This is a genomic window from Streptomyces sp. NPDC043176 (assembly GCF_056436715.1).
The window spans coordinates 212325-228672 of record NZ_JBWKCA010000010.1; the positions used below are offsets into that span (position 1 = coordinate 212325).

Consider the following 16348-nt stretch of genomic DNA (forward strand, 5'->3'; position numbering starts at 1 on the left):
GGTCCGCGTACGCGTCTGACGTGCGGCCCGCCCGTGCCGAGCGCTGCCACCGACGCGCGGCCTTGCCGCCCTGGGCACCGCGACCGCCGTGCGGCCCACCCGTGCCGGGCACCGCGACCGACGCGCGGCCTTGCCGCCCTGGGCGTCCTAATCGGCCCGTTGACACGACGGGCCGGCCGACGCAGACTCTGCGCGCGCACGCCGGCGAAGATTTTTTCACCAGGCGAACAGAGTCGTTCCGAAGGTCACGAAGGTCACGTGGGAGAGAACCGATGAGCATCCGCGACGTCTACATCGTCGACGCCGTCCGCACCCCGATCGGGAAGTTCGGAGGTGCCCTCGCCCAGGTGCGTCCCGACGACCTCGCCGCGCATGTGGTGAAGGCCCTTGTCGACCGCTCGCCCGCGCTCGACCCGGCACGCGTCGACGACGTGTACTTCGGTGACGCCAACGGCGCCGGCGAGGACAACCGCGACGTGGCGCGGATGGCGGTCCTGCTCGCCGGGCTGCCCGTCTCGGTCCCCGGCGTCACGGTCAACCGCCTCTGCGGTTCCGGCCTGGAGGCCGTGATCCAGGCGGCCCGCGCGATCGCGGTCGGCGACGCCTCGGTGGCGATCGCCGGTGGTGTCGAGTCGATGACCCGCGCGCCCTGGGTGCTGCAGAAGCCCGAGCGGGCCTTCCCCGCCGGTCACCAGCAGCTCCACTCGACGACCCTCGGGTGGCGCATGACCAACCCGAGGATGCCCGCCGAGTGGACGGTGGCGCTCGGGGAGGGCGCGGAGCTCGTCGCGGACCGGCACGGCCTCACCCGCGAGCAGCAGGACGCCTTCGCCCTGGCGAGCCACCGCAAGGCCGCCGAGGCCTGGGCCAAGGGCCTGTACGACGACGAGGTGGTCCCCTACCCGGGGGTGGACCTGGTCCGTGACGAGTGCATCCGCGACAGCACCTCCATGGAGGCGCTCGCCAAGCTCAGGCCCGCCTTCCGCCCCGAGGGCGGCACCGTCACGCCGGGCAACTCCTCGCCGCTCAACGACGGAGCCGCCGCCCTGCTCCTCGTCGACGAGGAGGGGCTGCGCGAGACGGGCCGCGAGCCGCTCGCCCGCATCCGCACGTCGGCGGTCACCGGCATCGAGCCCCAGCTCTTCGGCCTCGGTCCGGTCGCGGCGGTCAGGCGCGCGCTGGAGAAGTCCGGCCGCTCCTTCGCCGACCTGCGCACCTTCGAGCTCAACGAGGCCTTCGCCGCCCAGGCGCTCGGCTGCCTCGCCGAGTGGCCGGAACTCGACCCCGAGATCGTGAACCCGCGCGGCGGCGCCATCGCCATAGGCCACCCGCTCGGCGCTTCCGGCGCCCGCCTCGCCGGCTCGGTCGCCCACCAGCTCGCGGCGGCGGGCTCGGGCACCGGCCTCGCCGCCCTCTGCATCGGCGTCGGCCAGGGCCTCGCCCTGGTCCTGGAACGCTGACTCCGGGTACGACGCGTCCGGGGACGAGGAGTCCGGGGACGAGGAGTCCGGGGACGAGGAGCCCGGGTACGAGGAGCCCGGATATGACGAGTCCGGGTACGACGCGAGGGGGGTACGGGATCGGCTCCCGTACCCCCCTCGCGGTGGGTCACTTCTCCAGGGCGCTCTCGATGGACTTGCGCACCTCGTCCATGTCCAGCTGCCGGGCCTGACCGATGACGTCCTCCAGGGCCGCCTCCGGCAGCGCGCCGGGCTGTGCGAACACGGCCACGTTGTCGCGGACGATCATCAGCGTCGGGATCGAGCGGATCTCGAACGCGGCGGCCAGCTCCTGCTGGGCCTCGGTGTCGACCTTCGCGAAGACCAGGTCCTCGTGGCGTTCGGAGGCGGCCTCGAAGACGGGAGCGAACTGACGGCAGGGACCGCACCAGGAAGCCCAGAAGTCGATCAGGACGAATTCGTTGCCGCTCACGACCTCGTCGAAGTTGTCCTTGGTGAGCTCTACGGTGCTCATGCTGCTGCCTACCTTTCGGGGTCTCCTGGCGGTGTCCTCACGGTCCCCTGGGGACTCGACCGACACAACGGCGGATCGAGCCGAGCTATTCCGGACCGTCGCGCGGCCGTTTCGCCCGGTTCGCCCCGACCGGCGACGCGGGAGGCCCGGGGCGGTGGCACGCGGGGTCGGGGCGATGGTCATCCTGCGGTCGGAGACGGCGCCCCTCTGCGGGAGGATTCGACGAACTGTTCTTTGAGCAAAGGTGGTTGAGACCAATCCTTCCCCTTTCGCGAGGACCTGACTGACTGTGCGAAGCATGCGAACAGCACCCGTCGTGGCCATCGGCGCCTTAGCGACGCTCCTTCCGGCTCTCACCCCCGCGGCGGCAGCGGCCGGCCCCCGAACCGGGACCTCTGCCACCGCCGCCGTCACCACCGCCGTCACTGCCGTCACCGCCACCGCCACCGCCACCGTCACCCCCGCCGGTGTCTCCACCACGGTCGACGCGCTGGAGCGGTACGCACGGCAGAAGCCGCGCTGGAGCCCCTGCGGCGCCGAGACCCCGGCCGACCTCGAGTGCGCGACGATCAAGGTGCCGCTCGACTACTCCCGCCCCGGCGGCCGGACGCTCGACGTCGCGGTGTCCCGGACGAGGGCGACCAGCGCCCAGCACCGGCGCGGTGCGCTGCTGCTGAATCCCGGCGGGCCGGGTGGATCGGGCCTGGACATGCCGGTGTGGATGGCGCCGGAGCTGCCGGACGAGGTGAAGAAGCGGTACGACCTCGTCGGCTTCGACCCGAGGGGCGTGGGCCGGAGCGCCCCGGTGAGTTGCGGCCTGAACGGCGACGAGCTGAACTGGCAACGCCCCTACAAGGCGGCGACGTTCGACAGGGACGTCCGGTGGGCCGAGACCGTGGCGGCCAAGTGCCGGGCGGCCAACGGCGCCGTACTGCCCCACCTCACCACCCGCAACACCGCACGGGACATGGACGTGATCCGCGCCGTGCTCGGCGAGAAGAAGCTCTCGTACCTCGGGTACTCCTACGGCACGTACCTGGGCGCCGTCTACACGCAGATGTTCCCCCGGCGAACCGACCGTTTCGTGCTGGACAGCGCGGTGGACCCGGAGCGGATCTGGCGCGGCATGATCCAGGTATGGGCCGAGGGCGCGGAACCGGCGTTCACTCGGTGGGCGAACTGGACTGCCGCCCGCGACGAGACGTACGCGCTCGGCCGCACCCCGGCCGAGGTGCGCGCGGCGTTCTGGGCGCTGGTCGCCCGGGCCGACCGAGAGCCGATCGTGCTCGACGGCACCGCCCTCACGGGCGACGACATCAGGGCCGGCCGGCCCATGTTCTTCGACGTGGCGTACGCGGCGGAGACGGTCGCCCGCCTCAGGGAAGCCGCCGCCGGCCGTACCCCCTCGTCCTCCGGGCGCGTCACGCCACCCGCTCCCGTGCCCCCGTCGTTCGCCCCGGCGGGCCCGGGCATCGGCACCGGCACCGGCAAGGGCACCGGCATCGCGACCGGGGCCTCCGCCGGGGGCGTCCCGGCGGACAACATGGACGCGGCGTTCTGGTCCGTGGTGTGCGCGGACACCCGCGCCTGGCCCCGGGACCCGGAGAAGTACCGCCGGGACGCGATCCGAGACAAGGCCAGGTACCCGCTGTACGGGGACTTCGCGTCGCACATCAAGCCCTGCGCGTTCTGGGGCGAAGGCTCCGAGCCCGCCACCCGGGTGAACAACTCCGTGGGCGCCCTCGTCCTGCAGAACGAATGGGACTCCCAGACACCACTGGTCAGCGGCCAGGGACTGCGCCGGGCGATGAAGGGGGCCCGGATGGTGACGGTCCTGGGCGGGCAGGGGCACGGCGTCTACGGGACGAAGTCCTGCGCCGACGCGACCGCCACGGCGTACCTGACCACGGGCAGGCTGCCGGCCGCGGACACGGTGTGCCGGACGCCGGCCGACGGGCACTCGCCGCGGCTGCCGCTGTCGAAGCCGCCGCTTCTGCCGGGCGGGAAGGTCCGCTTCTGAGGGCACGGCGCGACCTCACGCCGTCGGTGCCCCGCCGGTGTCGTCACCGGCGGGGCACCGACGGAGCGCCGACGGCTGGGCCGCGACTCGCCCGGTGCGACGGCGTATCGAGCCGCGCCATTCCGGACCGCTGCCAGCAGACTGGGACCCATGACACGAACGGTGGATGCGGTGGAAGTCGAGCACGCGTACGACGTGGTGGTCCTGGGCGCGGGTCCGGTGGGCGAGAACGTGGTGGACCGGGTGAGGGCGGCCGGGCTGAGCGCCGCGATCGTCGAGAGCGAGCTGATCGGCGGCGAGTGCTCGTACTGGGCCTGCATGCCCAGCAAGGCCCTGCTGCGTCCCGCGCTCGCCCGCTCCGACGCCCGCAAGGTGGCGGGGCTGCGCGAGTCGGTCTACGGCCCGCTGGACGCGATGGAGGTCCTCGCCCATCGTGACTCCGTCGTCGGTCACTGGAAGGACGACGGTCAGGTGGACTGGCTGGACTCCATCGACGTCCGGGTCTTCCGCGGCCACGGCCGGTTCGCCGGACCGCGCCGGGTGGAGGTCGCCGGTCCGGAGGGGGAACGCCACCTGCTGACCGCGCGGCACGCGGTGGCCGTCTGCACCGGGACCCGCGCCGTCCTCCCGGCGCTGCCGGGGCTGCCCGCCGCGCACCCGTGGACCAGCCGCGAGGCCACCGGTTCCGACCGGGTGCCCGAGCGGCTGATCGTGGTCGGCGGGGGAGTGGTCGGCGTGGAGATGGCCACCGCCTGGCAGGCCCTCGGCGCGAAGGTGACCCTGCTCGTGCGCGGCGGCGGCCTGCTGCCGCGCATGGAGCCGTTCGTCGGCGAGCACGTGGCCGCGGCTCTCGCGGCGCGCGGCGCGGACGTCCGTACCGGCGTCGACGTCACGGCGGTGGTGCGCGACGGGGGCACCGGCCCGGTCACCGTGGTCCTGGAGGGAGGCGACCACGTCGAGGGTGACGAGGTGCTGTTCGCGACCGGCCGGGCCCCGCGCACCGACGACATCGGTCTGGAGACGGTCGGCCTCACCCCGGGGTCCTGGCTCGACGTGGACGACAGCCTGCGGGTCACCGGCAGCGACTGGCTGTACGCCGTTGGGGACGTGAACCACCGGGCGCTCCTGACCCATCAGGGCAAGTACCAGGCCCGTATCGCCGGAGCCGCGATCGCCGCCCGCGCGCAGGGAGACCCGGCCCTGGACACCGGACGCTGGGGCGCTCACGCCGCCACCGCCGACCACGCCGCCGTCCCCCAGGTCGTGTTCAGCGACCCCGAGGCGGCCGCCGTCGGCCTCGGTCTGGCCGAGGCGGAGCACGCGGGGTACCGGGTCCGCGCCGTCGACCTCGACATGCGGCAGGTCGCCGGGGCGGGTCTGTACGCCCAGGGCTACCGGGGGCACGCCCGGATCGTCGTCGACCTCGACCGCGAGGTGCTCCTCGGCGCGACCTTCGTCGGCCCTGGCATCGGAGAGCTGCTCCACTCGGCGACGATCGCGATCACCGGCGAGGTTCCCATCGCCCGCCTCTGGCACGCCGTACCGTCCTACCCCACGCTGAGCGAGGCCTGGCTGCGCCTCCTCGAGGCCTACCGGGGCTGACCCGCCTGACCTTCCGTCACTTCCCTTCCGGCATCGCCGTGTCGGCGTCCTCCGCCGCGTACGGCGTGATGAGGAGCCGCGCCGCCGAGCGGGCGACGTCGAGGGCGGGGCGCGGGTCGCGCCGGGACTCCTGGCCCAGGACGACGCGGGTGCTCAACCCGTCGAGCAGGGCCAGGAGTTCGGAGGCGCGGGCGGCCGCGTCCAGGGGGGCGAAGCGACGGCGTGCGACGCCCGCCGTCAGCAGGGCCTCCAGGTCCTCCTGCCAGCCCCGGTCCAGTTCGTCCTGGGCCTCGCGGAGCGCGCTGTTGCCGGGGGTGCGGGCCCACAGCTCGATCCACAGCGTCCAGCGCGGGTCGCGGGTGCCGCGCGGCAGGTAGAGCCGCAGGAAGAGGTCGAGCTTGCGCTCGGCGGTGGTCCGGCGGGCGAGGAGGGCGCGCCGCTCCTCGGCGAGCGCGGCCTCGCTCCAGCGGAGCGCGGCGAGCAGCAGCAGGTCCTTGCTGCCGAAGTAGTACAGGATGTGGCCGCCGCTCGTGCCGAGCCGCTCCGCGAGCGCGGACATGGTGAGCGAGGCGAGGCCGTCCTCGGCGATCGCCGTCATGGCCTCCTCGAGCATCCGCTCCTGGGTGACGTGTCCGTCCCGTCGTCGTGCCGACCCTGCCACCGCAGCCGTCCCCGTCCTGCCGTTCCGTGTGCCTCTGCGTCCTGTGCCCGCGAGATCGACCTTAACCGCAACCTCCGGGGGTCTTGACGTGGCCCGAACCCATCGCACATCTTGAATGCCGTTCTAAGACTTAGAACGGCATTCAAGACAGGAGCGCGATGTGCTCGGACACGAGACGGAGCCCGTGAGCACGGGCCGGCCGGCGACCGACGAGGTCTTCCAGGTCGAGGAGCACGGCATCGACCCCATCCCCGACGCGGAGCGGCACGGGGGCGCCAAGGACGTCTTCTGGCTGTGGTTCGGCTCGAACCTCACCTTCACGTACGTCATCAACGGCGCCCTCGCCGTCGCCTTCGGCCTGTCCTTCTGGCAGGCCACCGCCGTCGTCGTGCTCGGCGGTCTGGCCTTCCTCGCCATCGGCGCGGCCGGCCTCAGCGGCGTGCGCACCGGCACCGCCACCCTCGTCATCTCCCGCGCCGCCTTCGGCATCCGGGGGAACTGGCCCGCGGGGCTGCTCAACTGGATCGTCAGCATCGGCTACACCATCGTCAACACGGTGGTCGGCACCCTCGCCCTCGAAGCCTTCTTCGCCGACCTCGGCTGGCACGGCGGGCACGCCCCCCGCGCCCTCGCCCTCGCCGTCACCCTCGCGCTGACCTTCGCCGTCGCCCTCTGGGGCCACGCCACCGTCCAGTTCGCCGAACGGTGGATGGCCTACGTCCTCGCCGTCGGCTTCGCCGCCCTGCTCGTCCTCGTCCTGCCCGGCACCGACACCTCCGCCCCCGCGGCCGCACCCGGCGCCTCCGGCTGGAGCCTCGCCTTCGTCGTCATGCTCGCCGGCCCCTTCTCGTACCTCCCCATGCCCGCCGACTACACCCGCTACCTGCCCCGCACGACCTCCCTCAGGGCCGTCACCTGGAGCGGCGCCCTGGGCGGCTTCCTCTCCTCCGTCGCCCTCGGCGTCGCCGGAGTGGCCGCCGCCACCCAGGCCGACATGACCGACGCCGTCGCGGGCACCGAAAGCCTCCTGCCCGGCTGGTTCCAGCCCCTCTTCCTCGCCCTGGTCCTCGGCGGCTCCGTCACCAACTCGATCATCACGCTCTACTCGTCGAGCCTGAACCTCCAGGTCCTCGGCATCCCCTGGAGCCGGGCCCGCGCCATCGTCATCAGCGCCGCCGTCACCGCCGTGGGTTCCCTCGGCGCCCTCTTCCTCACCGACTTCACCACCTCGCTCCTCTCCTTCCTCTCCCTCCTCATCATCGTCTTCGCCCCCTGGGGCGGGGTCTTCCTCGCCGACATGGTCCTGCGCCGCTGCACCTACGACTCCGCCGGCCTGCACACGGGAGCGGGCGGGGCCTACTGGTACCGCTCGGGCTGGCACCCGGCCGGTCTGACCGCACTCCTCGCGGGCCTGCTCTTCTCCGCGCTCACCTGCGACTCCGAGCTCTGGACCGGCCCCCTCGTCGCCCCGCTCGGCGGCGCGGACCTCACCGTCCTCGGCGCGGCCGTCTCCGCCCTGGTGTACGTGTTCCTCGCCCGCGGGCGCGTCACCCCGATCCACCCCTGAGCGGCCCGCCCCCCGTCGCCCGATTCACCCCTGAGCGGGCCGGTCGCTCCGCGCGCCGTCGCCCGATTCACCCCCGGGCGGCCCGGTCGCCCCGCGCGTCGCCGCCCCCCACCGCCCCTGAGGGCCGAACCCCCGCACACCGCCGCCCTTCCCGTACGTACGCCACGGAGCCACCCCGCATGAACAGCGTCACCCCCACCTCCACCTCCACCTTCATCTCCACCCCCGCCGACCTCGTCCTCCTCGGGGCCCGCATCCACACCGTGGACCCGGCGCTCCCCGAAGCCCAGGCGCTCGCGGTCCGCGACGGCCGCATCGCCTGGATCGGCTGCGACGCCGAGGCGAAAGCCTGGACCGGCCCCGGGACGGAGGTCATCGACGCCCGCGGACGGCTCGTCCTGCCCGGCTTCGTCGACGCCCACAACCACGTCCGCCTCGGTTCCGACGACGCCTGCGTCCAACTCGCCGGCGCCCGCACCCTCGACGCCGTCCACGAACGCATCCGAACCTGGCACGCCGCCCACCCCGACGCCGAGTGGATCGAGGCCGAGGCCTTCGACTACTCCGCCGTCCCCGACGGCCGCATGCCCACCGCGGCCGACCTCGACCCCGCCACCGGCGGCACCCCCGCCCTCGTCCTCAGCTACGACGTCCACACCGCCTGGCTCAACACCGCCGCCCTGCGGCGACTCGGCGTCGACCGCGACCACACCGACCTGCCCTTCGGACGGGCCGTGACCGATCCCGCCACCGGCGAACCCACCGGATTCGTCAAGGACTTCGCCGTCAAGGGGCTCTCCCGCGACGGCCACCGCGCCCTGCGCGAACTCGGCCTTCCCTGGGCCTCCCCGGACCGGCAGTACGGCCGCCTCGCCAAGAGCCTGGACGACGCCATCCGCTACGGCATCACCACCGTCGTCGAACCCCAGAACTCCCTCGACGACCTCGCCCTCTTCCAGCGGGCCCGCGCCGAGGGGCGCCTCCGCTCCAGGATCGTCGCCGCACTGTTCCACCCGCGCGGCACCACCGAGCGGGACCTCGACGAATTCCGGGAAGCCGCACGCCGGTTCGCCGACGACAGGCTGCGCGTCGGCCCGCTCAAGCTGTACATCGACGACGTCGTGGAACCCCGCACCGCGGCCCTCCTGGAGCCGTACGCGGGCTGCTCCCACCACCGCGGCGACACCTTCTACCCGCCCGAGGAGTTCGCCGAGCTGCTCACCCGCCTCGACGCCCGCGGCTTCCAGTGCTTCGTGCACGCCACCGGCGACCGGGGCATCCGCACGGTCCTCGACGCCGTCGACCGCGCCCGTGCCGCCAACGGACCGCGCGACGCACGCCACCAGATCGTGCACGTCGAGTGCCTGGACCCGGCCGACACCCCCCGCTTCGCCGAACTCGGCGTCGTCGCCTGTATGCAGCCCCGCCACGCGGCCCCCGACATCGCCGGACCCGGCCAGGACTGGGCCGAGAACGTCGGCCCCGACCGCTGGCACAAGGCCTGGCCGCTGCGCAGCCTGCACACCGCCGGCGCGGTCCTCGCCCTCTCCAGCGACTGGAACGTCGCCGAGATGGACCCCATGATCGGCATCCACGCCGCCGTCACCCGCCGCCCGCCCGGCGGCGGAGAGGCCTGGACCGCCGGTGAGACCATCGACGTCGCCACTGCCGTCGAGGGCTACACGATGGGCTCCGCGTACGCCAACTTCCTCGACCACGAACGCGGTTCGCTCACCGTGGGCAAACTCGCCGACTTCGTCGTCCTCTCCCGCGACATCCTCCGCATCGCGCCCGACGACATCCCCGGCACGGTCGCCGAGACCGTCGTCGTGGGCGGCGAAGTGGTCGTCGGTGGCGGCGACACCGTCACGGGAGGAGACCCCACCGCCGGACGTCCCCAGGGAGTCTGACGGCTCCTGTCTCTCCGGCGGGGTCGGCGCCGTTGGGCCCTTGGGCAGCGGTGGCACGCGGGTGTATCCGCCTCCGCAGCGGGCACGGCGGGCGGGCGACCCGCCGGGGGCCGGCCCGAGTGGTCGGTCTCAGGTCGACGTCCCGGGGCGGCCCGTCCTGAAGCAGGACGGACCGCCTTCGCAACGGGTGGCCCCTCGCGGGGCGGACCGTCACGGTCGGGACGGAGCCGCGCGAGGGGTCGGCGGAATCAGAGCCCGCCGAGGACCGATGGCGTCAGAGCCGGTCGAGGATCTTCCGCAGTGCGGCGATCTCCTCCGACTGGGTCCGGACGACGTCGTCGGCAAGAGCCTTGGCGGAGGCGTTGCGGCCGTTCTTCCGCTCGTCCTCGGCCATGGCGACGGCGCCTTCGTGGTGGGCGATCATCAGCTCGGCGAACTTGCGGTCGAAGGACTTGCCCTTGACGGCGGCCAGGTCCTTCATGTCCTGCTCCGACATCATTCCGGACATGCCGTGCCCGGAGCCGGAGCCGGAGCCGGACCCGTGCCCGGAGCCGGACCCGTGACCGGCGGACTCGGGCTTGCCCCATCCCTTGAGCCAGCTCTTCATCTTGGTGATCTCGGGGTCCTGGGCTCCCTGGACGGCGGTGACCAGCTTCCTGACCTCGGGGTCCTCGGCCCGGCCGTCGGCGAGCTTCGCCATCTCCAGGGCCTGCTCGTGGTGGGGGATCATCATCTGCGCGAACATGACGTCCGCGTCGTTGAAGGCGCCGGGGGCGCCGGCCTCAGTGATCCCCGGCGCGGACGCGGACGCGGAAGCGGTGGCGGACGTGTCCCCGTGGTCCATTCCGCTCGTCGTGTCGTCGGTGCCGCAGGCGGAGAGGAGGAGTCCGGCGGTGGCGGTGGCTCCGATGAGGGCGAACTTCCTGGCGGTGCGGTGGGTGAAGGTACGCATGGGGTGATACCTCGTGTGTCGTTCGTACGGACGGAACAGGGCATGCCGAAGACGTTCACGGGCAGCGCGAAGCGCCCGTGATGGCGAGACGGCCTAGATCCGCAGGACGGACAGACGTGCGAGGTCGGGGGGCCGACGCGGCGGCGCGTGCGGCCCCAGCACGGGCGTGAGCCGTGCGAGCCGGAGGGTGAGCCAGTCGGGGCGGCGCCCGAGCGCGGCGCGTACGAGCTCGGCGAGGAGCCAGGCACCGAGCACGGCCACGCACAGGGTGGTCATGTCCATCCCGGTGCCGGAGTCGTGCCGGGTGTCGGAACCGTGCGGGCCGGCGGCGCCGTGCCGGGTGTCGGAAGCGTGCGGACCGGCAGGGCCGCCGGAGTCGCCTGAAGGGTGCGATGCCGTGGAGGGCGCGGCATCCGCGGCCGCTCCGTGCGTCGCGGCGGCCCGGTCGGCACGGGCGTGTACGGCTGCGCCGTGCGAGGCGGCGGAAGTGGAGTCCGTACCGCCGCCGGAGCCTGCCGGGTGGCCGACGGCGTGCATCAGGAACACGCCGAGCGCGAGCACGACGACGAGCAGGAGGTGCCCCAGGGCACCTCCTGCTCGTCTGTCGCGTTCCACGCGTCGCACAGGCACAGCCAGGACCTCCTGGCCGCCGAATATACCGTCTGGGGGTATCACTTCCGTGTGAGGACGCGCCCCGCCGGACGGCTCGGCATCCGGGTGTCACCGGGCCCGGGCTCTCCATGGCGGACCCGGCGCCGTGGCGTCAGGACGGGAGCTCGCCCGACATCGCGGCGGCCATGCGCAGGTGAGGGGCCGCCTCGGCCGCGCGTCCCTGGCGCTCCAGGGTGCGTCCGAGCATGAGCCGGGCGTAGTGCTCGACCGGATCGCGGTCGAGGACGGCCCGCAGCTCGGTCTCGGCCTTGGAGAGCTGGGCGGAGTGGTAGTAGGCGCGAGCGAGCAGGAGCCGCTGGGTCGTCTGCTCCGGGTGCTCGGCGACGAGACCGCGAAGGATGCGGACGGCGGTTCCGTACTCCTTCGCCTCGAAGAACAGCCGGGCGCGGTCCCAGCGCTCTCCGGCCGTTCCGAACTCGTAGTACGACTCGCTCACTTGTCTTCCCTTTCCCGTGTCCCGGATCTGCCACCCTGTGGGGTGGTCGGTCACGTCAACACGGCAAGATGGTTGAACATTCCACCATGATCGACCTTGCCTCCCGGGAGCGCCCTGCGACCCGGACCGGACAGGAAGAGGTCGAGCGCCATGAGCAACCTTGAACGTCAGGCCGTGCCCACCGTCTGCGGCGGCCGCGGCTTCGTCGTCGCCGAGCCGGTACGGGAGCTGCTGAGCCCCCGCCGCGTCCAGCTCGGCGAGTCGACGGAGGTGCGCCGACTGCTCCCCAACCTCGGCCGGCGCATGGTCGGCGCCTGGGCCTTCGTCGACCACTACGGTCCCGACGACATCGCCGAGGAACCGGGCATGCAGGTCCCGCCGCACCCGCACATGGGCCTCCAGACGGTCAGCTGGCTCCACGAGGGCGAGGTCCTGCACCGCGACTCCACCGGCAGCCTCCAGACCATCCGCCCGCGCGAACTGGGCCTGATGACCTCGGGCCGGGCGATCTCCCACTCGGAGGAGAGCCCCCGGCCGCACGCCCGCTTCCTCCACGGCGCCCAGCTCTGGGTCGCCCTCCCCGACGCCCACCGCCACGTCGAGCCGCACTTCCAGCACCACGCCGAGCTGCCCCACGTCACCGCCCCCGGCCTCACCGCCACCGTCATCCTCGGCACCCTCGACGGCGCCACCTCGCCCGGCACCACGTACACCCCCCTCGTCGGCGCCGACCTCACCCTCGCCGCCGGCGCCGATCTCCGCCTCCCCCTCGACCCCGACTTCGAGTACGCCGTCCTCTCCATGTCCGGCGAAGCCCACGTCGACGGGGTCCCCCTCCTCCCCGGCTCCATGCTCTACCTCGGCTGCGGCCGTACCGACCTCCCCGTCCGCGCCCCCTCCGACTCCGCCCTCATGCTCCTCGGCGGCGAGCCCTTCGAAGAGGAACTCGTCATGTGGTGGAACTTCGTGGGCCGCACCGACGAGGAGATCCGCAAGGCCCGCGAGGACTGGATGACGGGCGACCGCTTCGGCGAGGTGAAGGGCTACGACGGCGACCGCCTGGACGCCCCGGAGGTGCCCGCGACGCAGCTGAAGGCACGGGGGCGGGTGCGCTGACCTTGGGAAACGTGTGACAGGACGGGTCGCGCTCGACTGGTGGCCGCCGTGCGGGAGCCCTTGATCGACTGTCGTCCTTTCGGCCGCGGGTCAGGGGTCCGCTGGGCTCGGGAGGGGTTGAGCGGATTCTCCGGTTCAGATGCGTACGGCAGGGCCCACTCGGACCGATGCCGACCTCTTGCCGACCTTTTCTGGCACATGATCAACGCACGGCTCCGGGTGCTGTCGTTACAGGCAGGGATTCGACACTCGTGGCTGGGCGCGAACGGTCTCACGGTCCGGGCTGGTCGCCGTGGCCGCCGACGGTACGGGGCCAGGTCCAGGCGTACCGCACGATGAGGGCGAGAAGGATCAATTCCAGTGCGATGCCAAGGCCGTAGAAGTACAGCCAGGACGCGCCCACCGCGTTGAACGCCGTGACGGGGACGTAGAGCGAGGCCACGATGAGGTTCGTGATGCGGTTCGCCCGGGCGGGCAGCGTCGTCGACAGCACGACCATGAAGATCGGGATGGCCATGAGGGCCAGCGCCGTGGTCGAAAAGGTCTGGGAGAGGTCGAACTCGAAGACCTTGCCGTCCAGGATGTCTTCGATGACGCCGGGCGTGAAGAAGTTGAGGATGTCCACGTAGGCGTAGAGGAACATGAAGGCTGTCCACGCCGCGGCGAGCTTGGCTCTCAGCGGCATCCGCTGGTCTTCCAGTGCGGCGGTGGTGGGTTGACGTGTTCTCATCGTGGGCTCCGTTGTCGCGGTGAGGATCGGTAGGTCCACGATCGCTGAGCCCGGCGGCGGGCGCCTCGGCCCGGAGGCCTCGGTTCGCCTGGCCGATGGCATGGTCTCTCTCTCGTTCTTTCGGCGGATACGCCAAGGCGCGACGATGCCTAGGCTGGAGCCGTGGTCACTTTCCGGCGCTCCGTCTGGCACGAGCCGCGGCCTGCTGACGCCCCACCCATCGGTCGTCTGGACTGGCTGCTGGTGGGCGTGTTCACGGCCGCCGCCTTGGTCGAGGGCATCGTTCGGCCGGGCTTGGCCTGGCGACCACTCGTGACGGTGCTCGCCCTGGCGCTGACGCCTGCCCTGCTCTGGCGGCGGGGCCGCCCCCTCGTGACCGTCCTGGTCGGGTGGGGGATCGCCGGGCTGCTCTCGGTCCTCCAGCTGACCGTGCACGCCGGGGACCTCGGCCTCTACTCCATGATGGCCGCCCTGATCCTGCTCTACTCCCTGGTGCGGTGGGGCTCGGGACGGGAGATCGTCTTGGGGACGGCGTTCGTGACAGTCGTTGTCGCGCTGGGGATGTACGCCACCTCCGCGGGCTGGGCCGACGTTTTCGGCGGGAGCGTCCTCTTGCTGTTGTTCGTCGCCCTCGCGGTGGTGTTCCGCTACCGCGCGGACCTCTGGCATCGCCAACAGCGCGAGATCCGCAATCAGGAGCGGGTGGCGCTGGCGCGAGAGCTGCACGACACCGTGGCCCATCACGTCTCGGCCATCGCGGTGCAGGCGCAGGCCGGTGGCGTGGTCGCCGGCCTCCAGCCCGAGAAGGCTGCCGAGGTCCTGGCCGCGATCGAGTCCGAAGCGTCGCGAACCCTGGAGGAGATGAGATCCATGGTTCGGGTGCTGCGTGAGGAGGAAGCCGTCGCCTACTCACCGCAGCCGGGTGTCGCGGACCTGCCTGCTCTGGCGCGCGCCCACACGACGCCTACCGTCGAGGTCTCGCTGGACGGTTCGTTTGCCCGGCTGGCACGACCCGTTGACGCCGCGCTCTACCGGCTCGCGCAGGAGTCGCTGACCAACGCCGTACGGCACGCCCGGCGCGCGACCCGCGTCGCGATCGACGTACGCCGGGAGGGCGACGCCGTCAGGCTGCGTGTCAGCGACGATGGACAGACCCAGCCGGGGCCGGCCCCGGAGCCGGGGTTCGGCCTGCTGGGCATGGCCGAACGCGCCCAGCTCCTCGGCGGATCGCTCTCCGCGGGGCCGGGGCCCGAGGGTGGCTGGGTGGTCGAGGCCGTGCTGCCGATGGCGGTGTCGGCATGAGCATCCGTGTTGTCGTAGCCGACGACCAGGACTTGGTCCGGACCGGGCTGGTGATGATCCTCGGCGCGCAACCCGACCTCGAGGTCGTGGGGGAGGCGGCAGACGGGCTCGCAGCGCTCGACCTGGCGACCCGGCTGCGTCCCGATGTCCTCCTCGTCGACATCCGGATGCCCGGGCTCGACGGCGTCGAGGTGACACGGCGCCTGGCCGGGCCGGACGTGACGGACCCGATGGCGGTCGTCGTGATCACCACCTTCGACCTCGATGAGTACGTCCTCGGCGCCCTACGCGCCGGCGCCCGTGGCTTCCTGCTCAAGAACGCCGGGCCGGAGCTCCTCGTGCAGGCCATCCACGCGGCGGCCAACGGGGACGCGCTGATCGCCCCCAACGTCACCCGCCGGCTGCTGGCGACCTTCGCCGACCAGGCGCCGGTGGTACCGGTCCAGCCGAGCAACCCGCTCACCGAGCGCGAGGAGCAGGTGCTCGCGCTGGTGGCACGAGGCCGGACCAACGCCGAGATCGCCACCGAGCTCTTCGTCAGCCTGAGCACGGTCAAGACCCACGTCGCATCGTTGATGACCAAGCTCGGCGCACGCAACCGCGTCGAGATCGCGATGTGGGCACACGACACCAGACGCGTGAGAGCCGATTAGGTTCTGTCCGGTGGTTCTTGAGCCGGTTGATCGTCCGTTCGACTTCGCTGCGGCGGTTGTAGATCTCGCTGTCGAAGCCGGTGGGCCGGCCGCCGTCGCTGCCGCGGGAGGGCGGCGCGTACGGATCCGAGATCACCCCGGCCCTCGATCGCGCGTAGCACCCCGTGAACGACAGGAGCCCCGCCAGGATGGCGGGGCTCCGTCGATCTCACCGGAATCTAGGGAAGGAACTCGTAGGACGGTCCGTCAGGCGCGCGGTCGCGAGCGCACAACGTCACGTCGCTCCCCTTGAGATAGGCCAGCAGCCATTCGCTGAACGTCATCTCGTAGAGAGTCCACGACGGACTGTCCATCTCCTGGACCAGGACGCGCCAGGGCGACGAAGGTGCGTCGGGAACGCGGAGGAAAACCATCTCTCCCGTCGTGGCCGTCGCCACCGGCAGAAGTTCACCGGGGTTCGTCCCTGCCGGATGCGGCAGGAATTCGGCCATGTCCTCCTCGCGCCAGAACTCGAGGTCCTGCCTGATCATCGTTCCCAGATCGTGCAGAAGATGACTGGCGGGGTGCTTCAGATACAACTGCCCGTTGATCGTGATCGAACCGTAGGCATCGACGATCTCGTGGAAGTCCGCGGGGAACTCGACGCCGAGTTCCCGCTCCAGTTCGATCCACGGTGCCGGGTCCGACCAGTTGAACCGGGGTTCGCCCAAAAGGGCCCGTATCTCCGAAAGCGTTGCCACCTCTAGACCCCTT

Annotated in this window: 15 protein-coding genes and 1 pseudogene; 8 read left to right on the plus strand and 8 right to left on the minus strand. The window is 72.2% G+C overall.

Annotated elements, in window-relative coordinates; translation table 11 throughout:
• Window positions 1-272 precede the first annotated feature (272 nt).
• Window positions 273-1460 (plus strand): thiolase family protein, encoded by a 1188-nt coding sequence (locus AC067A_RS19010; RefSeq protein WP_479243614.1) that lies wholly within the window; start codon window positions 273-275, stop codon window positions 1458-1460.
• Between the two features lie 148 nt (window positions 1461-1608).
• Here the strand turns inward: AC067A_RS19010 and trxA are convergent, their stop codons facing one another.
• Window positions 1609-1974: a thioredoxin gene (gene trxA / locus AC067A_RS19015; RefSeq protein ID WP_479243615.1), complete on the minus strand. Its 366-nt coding sequence runs from the start codon at window positions 1972-1974 to the stop codon at window positions 1609-1611.
• 289 nt (window positions 1975-2263) lie between these two features.
• Between trxA and AC067A_RS19020 the strand changes: the two genes are divergently transcribed.
• A complete protein-coding gene (locus AC067A_RS19020) occupies window positions 2264-3994 on the plus strand; it encodes an alpha/beta hydrolase (RefSeq protein WP_479243616.1) in 1731 nt (576 codons plus the stop codon).
• A 150-nt stretch (window positions 3995-4144) separates the two neighbouring features.
• Window positions 4145-5596, plus strand: coding sequence for a dihydrolipoyl dehydrogenase family protein (locus AC067A_RS19025; RefSeq protein WP_479243617.1), 1452 nt, complete (start codon window positions 4145-4147; stop codon window positions 5594-5596).
• Between the two features lie 16 nt (window positions 5597-5612).
• Here AC067A_RS19025 and AC067A_RS19030 read toward each other — a convergent pair whose 3' ends face one another.
• Window positions 5613-6257 (minus strand): TetR/AcrR family transcriptional regulator, encoded by a 645-nt coding sequence (locus AC067A_RS19030; RefSeq protein WP_479243618.1) that lies wholly within the window; start codon window positions 6255-6257, stop codon window positions 5613-5615.
• A gap of 160 nt (window positions 6258-6417) precedes the next feature.
• Here AC067A_RS19030 and AC067A_RS19035 point away from each other — a divergent pair, with 160 nt between their 5' ends.
• Together AC067A_RS19035 and AC067A_RS19040 are read left to right on the plus strand one after the other, a co-directional pair.
• Window positions 6418-7824, plus strand: coding sequence for a purine-cytosine permease family protein (locus AC067A_RS19035; protein ID WP_479243619.1), 1407 nt, complete (start codon window positions 6418-6420; stop codon window positions 7822-7824).
• 179 nt (window positions 7825-8003) lie between these two features.
• Window positions 8004-9734, plus strand: coding sequence for an amidohydrolase (locus AC067A_RS19040; RefSeq protein WP_479243620.1), 1731 nt, complete (start codon window positions 8004-8006; stop codon window positions 9732-9734).
• 274 nt (window positions 9735-10008) lie between these two features.
• On the opposite strand, the gene AC067A_RS19045 is transcribed toward AC067A_RS19040, so the two are convergent.
• The 3 genes from AC067A_RS19045 to AC067A_RS19055 form a co-directional block, all read right to left on the minus strand.
• Window positions 10009-10686, minus strand: coding sequence for a DUF305 domain-containing protein (locus AC067A_RS19045; protein WP_479243621.1), 678 nt, complete (start codon window positions 10684-10686; stop codon window positions 10009-10011).
• A 93-nt stretch (window positions 10687-10779) separates the two neighbouring features.
• Window positions 10780-11301, minus strand: a complete 522-nt coding sequence (locus tag AC067A_RS19050; RefSeq protein WP_479243622.1) for a hypothetical protein — start codon at window positions 11299-11301, stop codon at window positions 10780-10782.
• A gap of 148 nt (window positions 11302-11449) precedes the next feature.
• Entirely contained in the window at window positions 11450-11794 is a 345-nt protein-coding gene (locus tag AC067A_RS19055; RefSeq protein ID WP_479243623.1) for a tetratricopeptide repeat protein, read from the minus strand.
• 150 nt (window positions 11795-11944) lie between these two features.
• Here AC067A_RS19055 and AC067A_RS19060 point away from each other — a divergent pair, with 150 nt between their 5' ends.
• The gene (locus AC067A_RS19060; protein ID WP_479243624.1) at window positions 11945-12910 is read left to right on the plus strand and encodes a pirin family protein; all 966 of its coding nucleotides are present in this window, start codon (window positions 11945-11947) and stop codon (window positions 12908-12910) included.
• A gap of 271 nt (window positions 12911-13181) precedes the next feature.
• Here AC067A_RS19060 and AC067A_RS19065 read toward each other — a convergent pair whose 3' ends face one another.
• Entirely contained in the window at window positions 13182-13640 is a 459-nt protein-coding gene (locus tag AC067A_RS19065; protein WP_479243625.1) for a DUF6326 family protein, read from the minus strand.
• Window positions 13641-13802: 162 nt separating this feature from the next.
• On the opposite strand from AC067A_RS19065, the gene AC067A_RS19070 reads away from it, so the two are divergent.
• Together AC067A_RS19070 and AC067A_RS19075 are read left to right on the plus strand one after the other, a co-directional pair.
• Window positions 13803-14942: a sensor histidine kinase gene (locus tag AC067A_RS19070; RefSeq protein ID WP_479243626.1), complete on the plus strand. Its 1140-nt coding sequence runs from the start codon at window positions 13803-13805 to the stop codon at window positions 14940-14942.
• The gene (locus tag AC067A_RS19075; protein WP_479243627.1) at window positions 14939-15595 is read left to right on the plus strand and encodes a response regulator; all 657 of its coding nucleotides are present in this window, start codon (window positions 14939-14941) and stop codon (window positions 15593-15595) included. The genes AC067A_RS19070 and AC067A_RS19075 overlap by 4 nt, the downstream gene beginning before the upstream one ends.
• On the opposite strand, the pseudogene AC067A_RS19080 reads toward AC067A_RS19075, so the two are convergent.
• A pseudogene (locus tag AC067A_RS19080) lies at window positions 15495-15701 on the minus strand (hypothetical protein); the annotation flags it as partial. The gene AC067A_RS19075 and the pseudogene AC067A_RS19080 sit on opposite strands and share 101 nt — an antisense overlap.
• 112 nt (window positions 15702-15813) lie before the next feature.
• Entirely contained in the window at window positions 15814-16335 is a 522-nt protein-coding gene (locus AC067A_RS19085) for an SMI1/KNR4 family protein (protein ID WP_479243628.1), read from the minus strand.
• Between the last annotated feature and the right edge of the window lie 13 nt (window positions 16336-16348).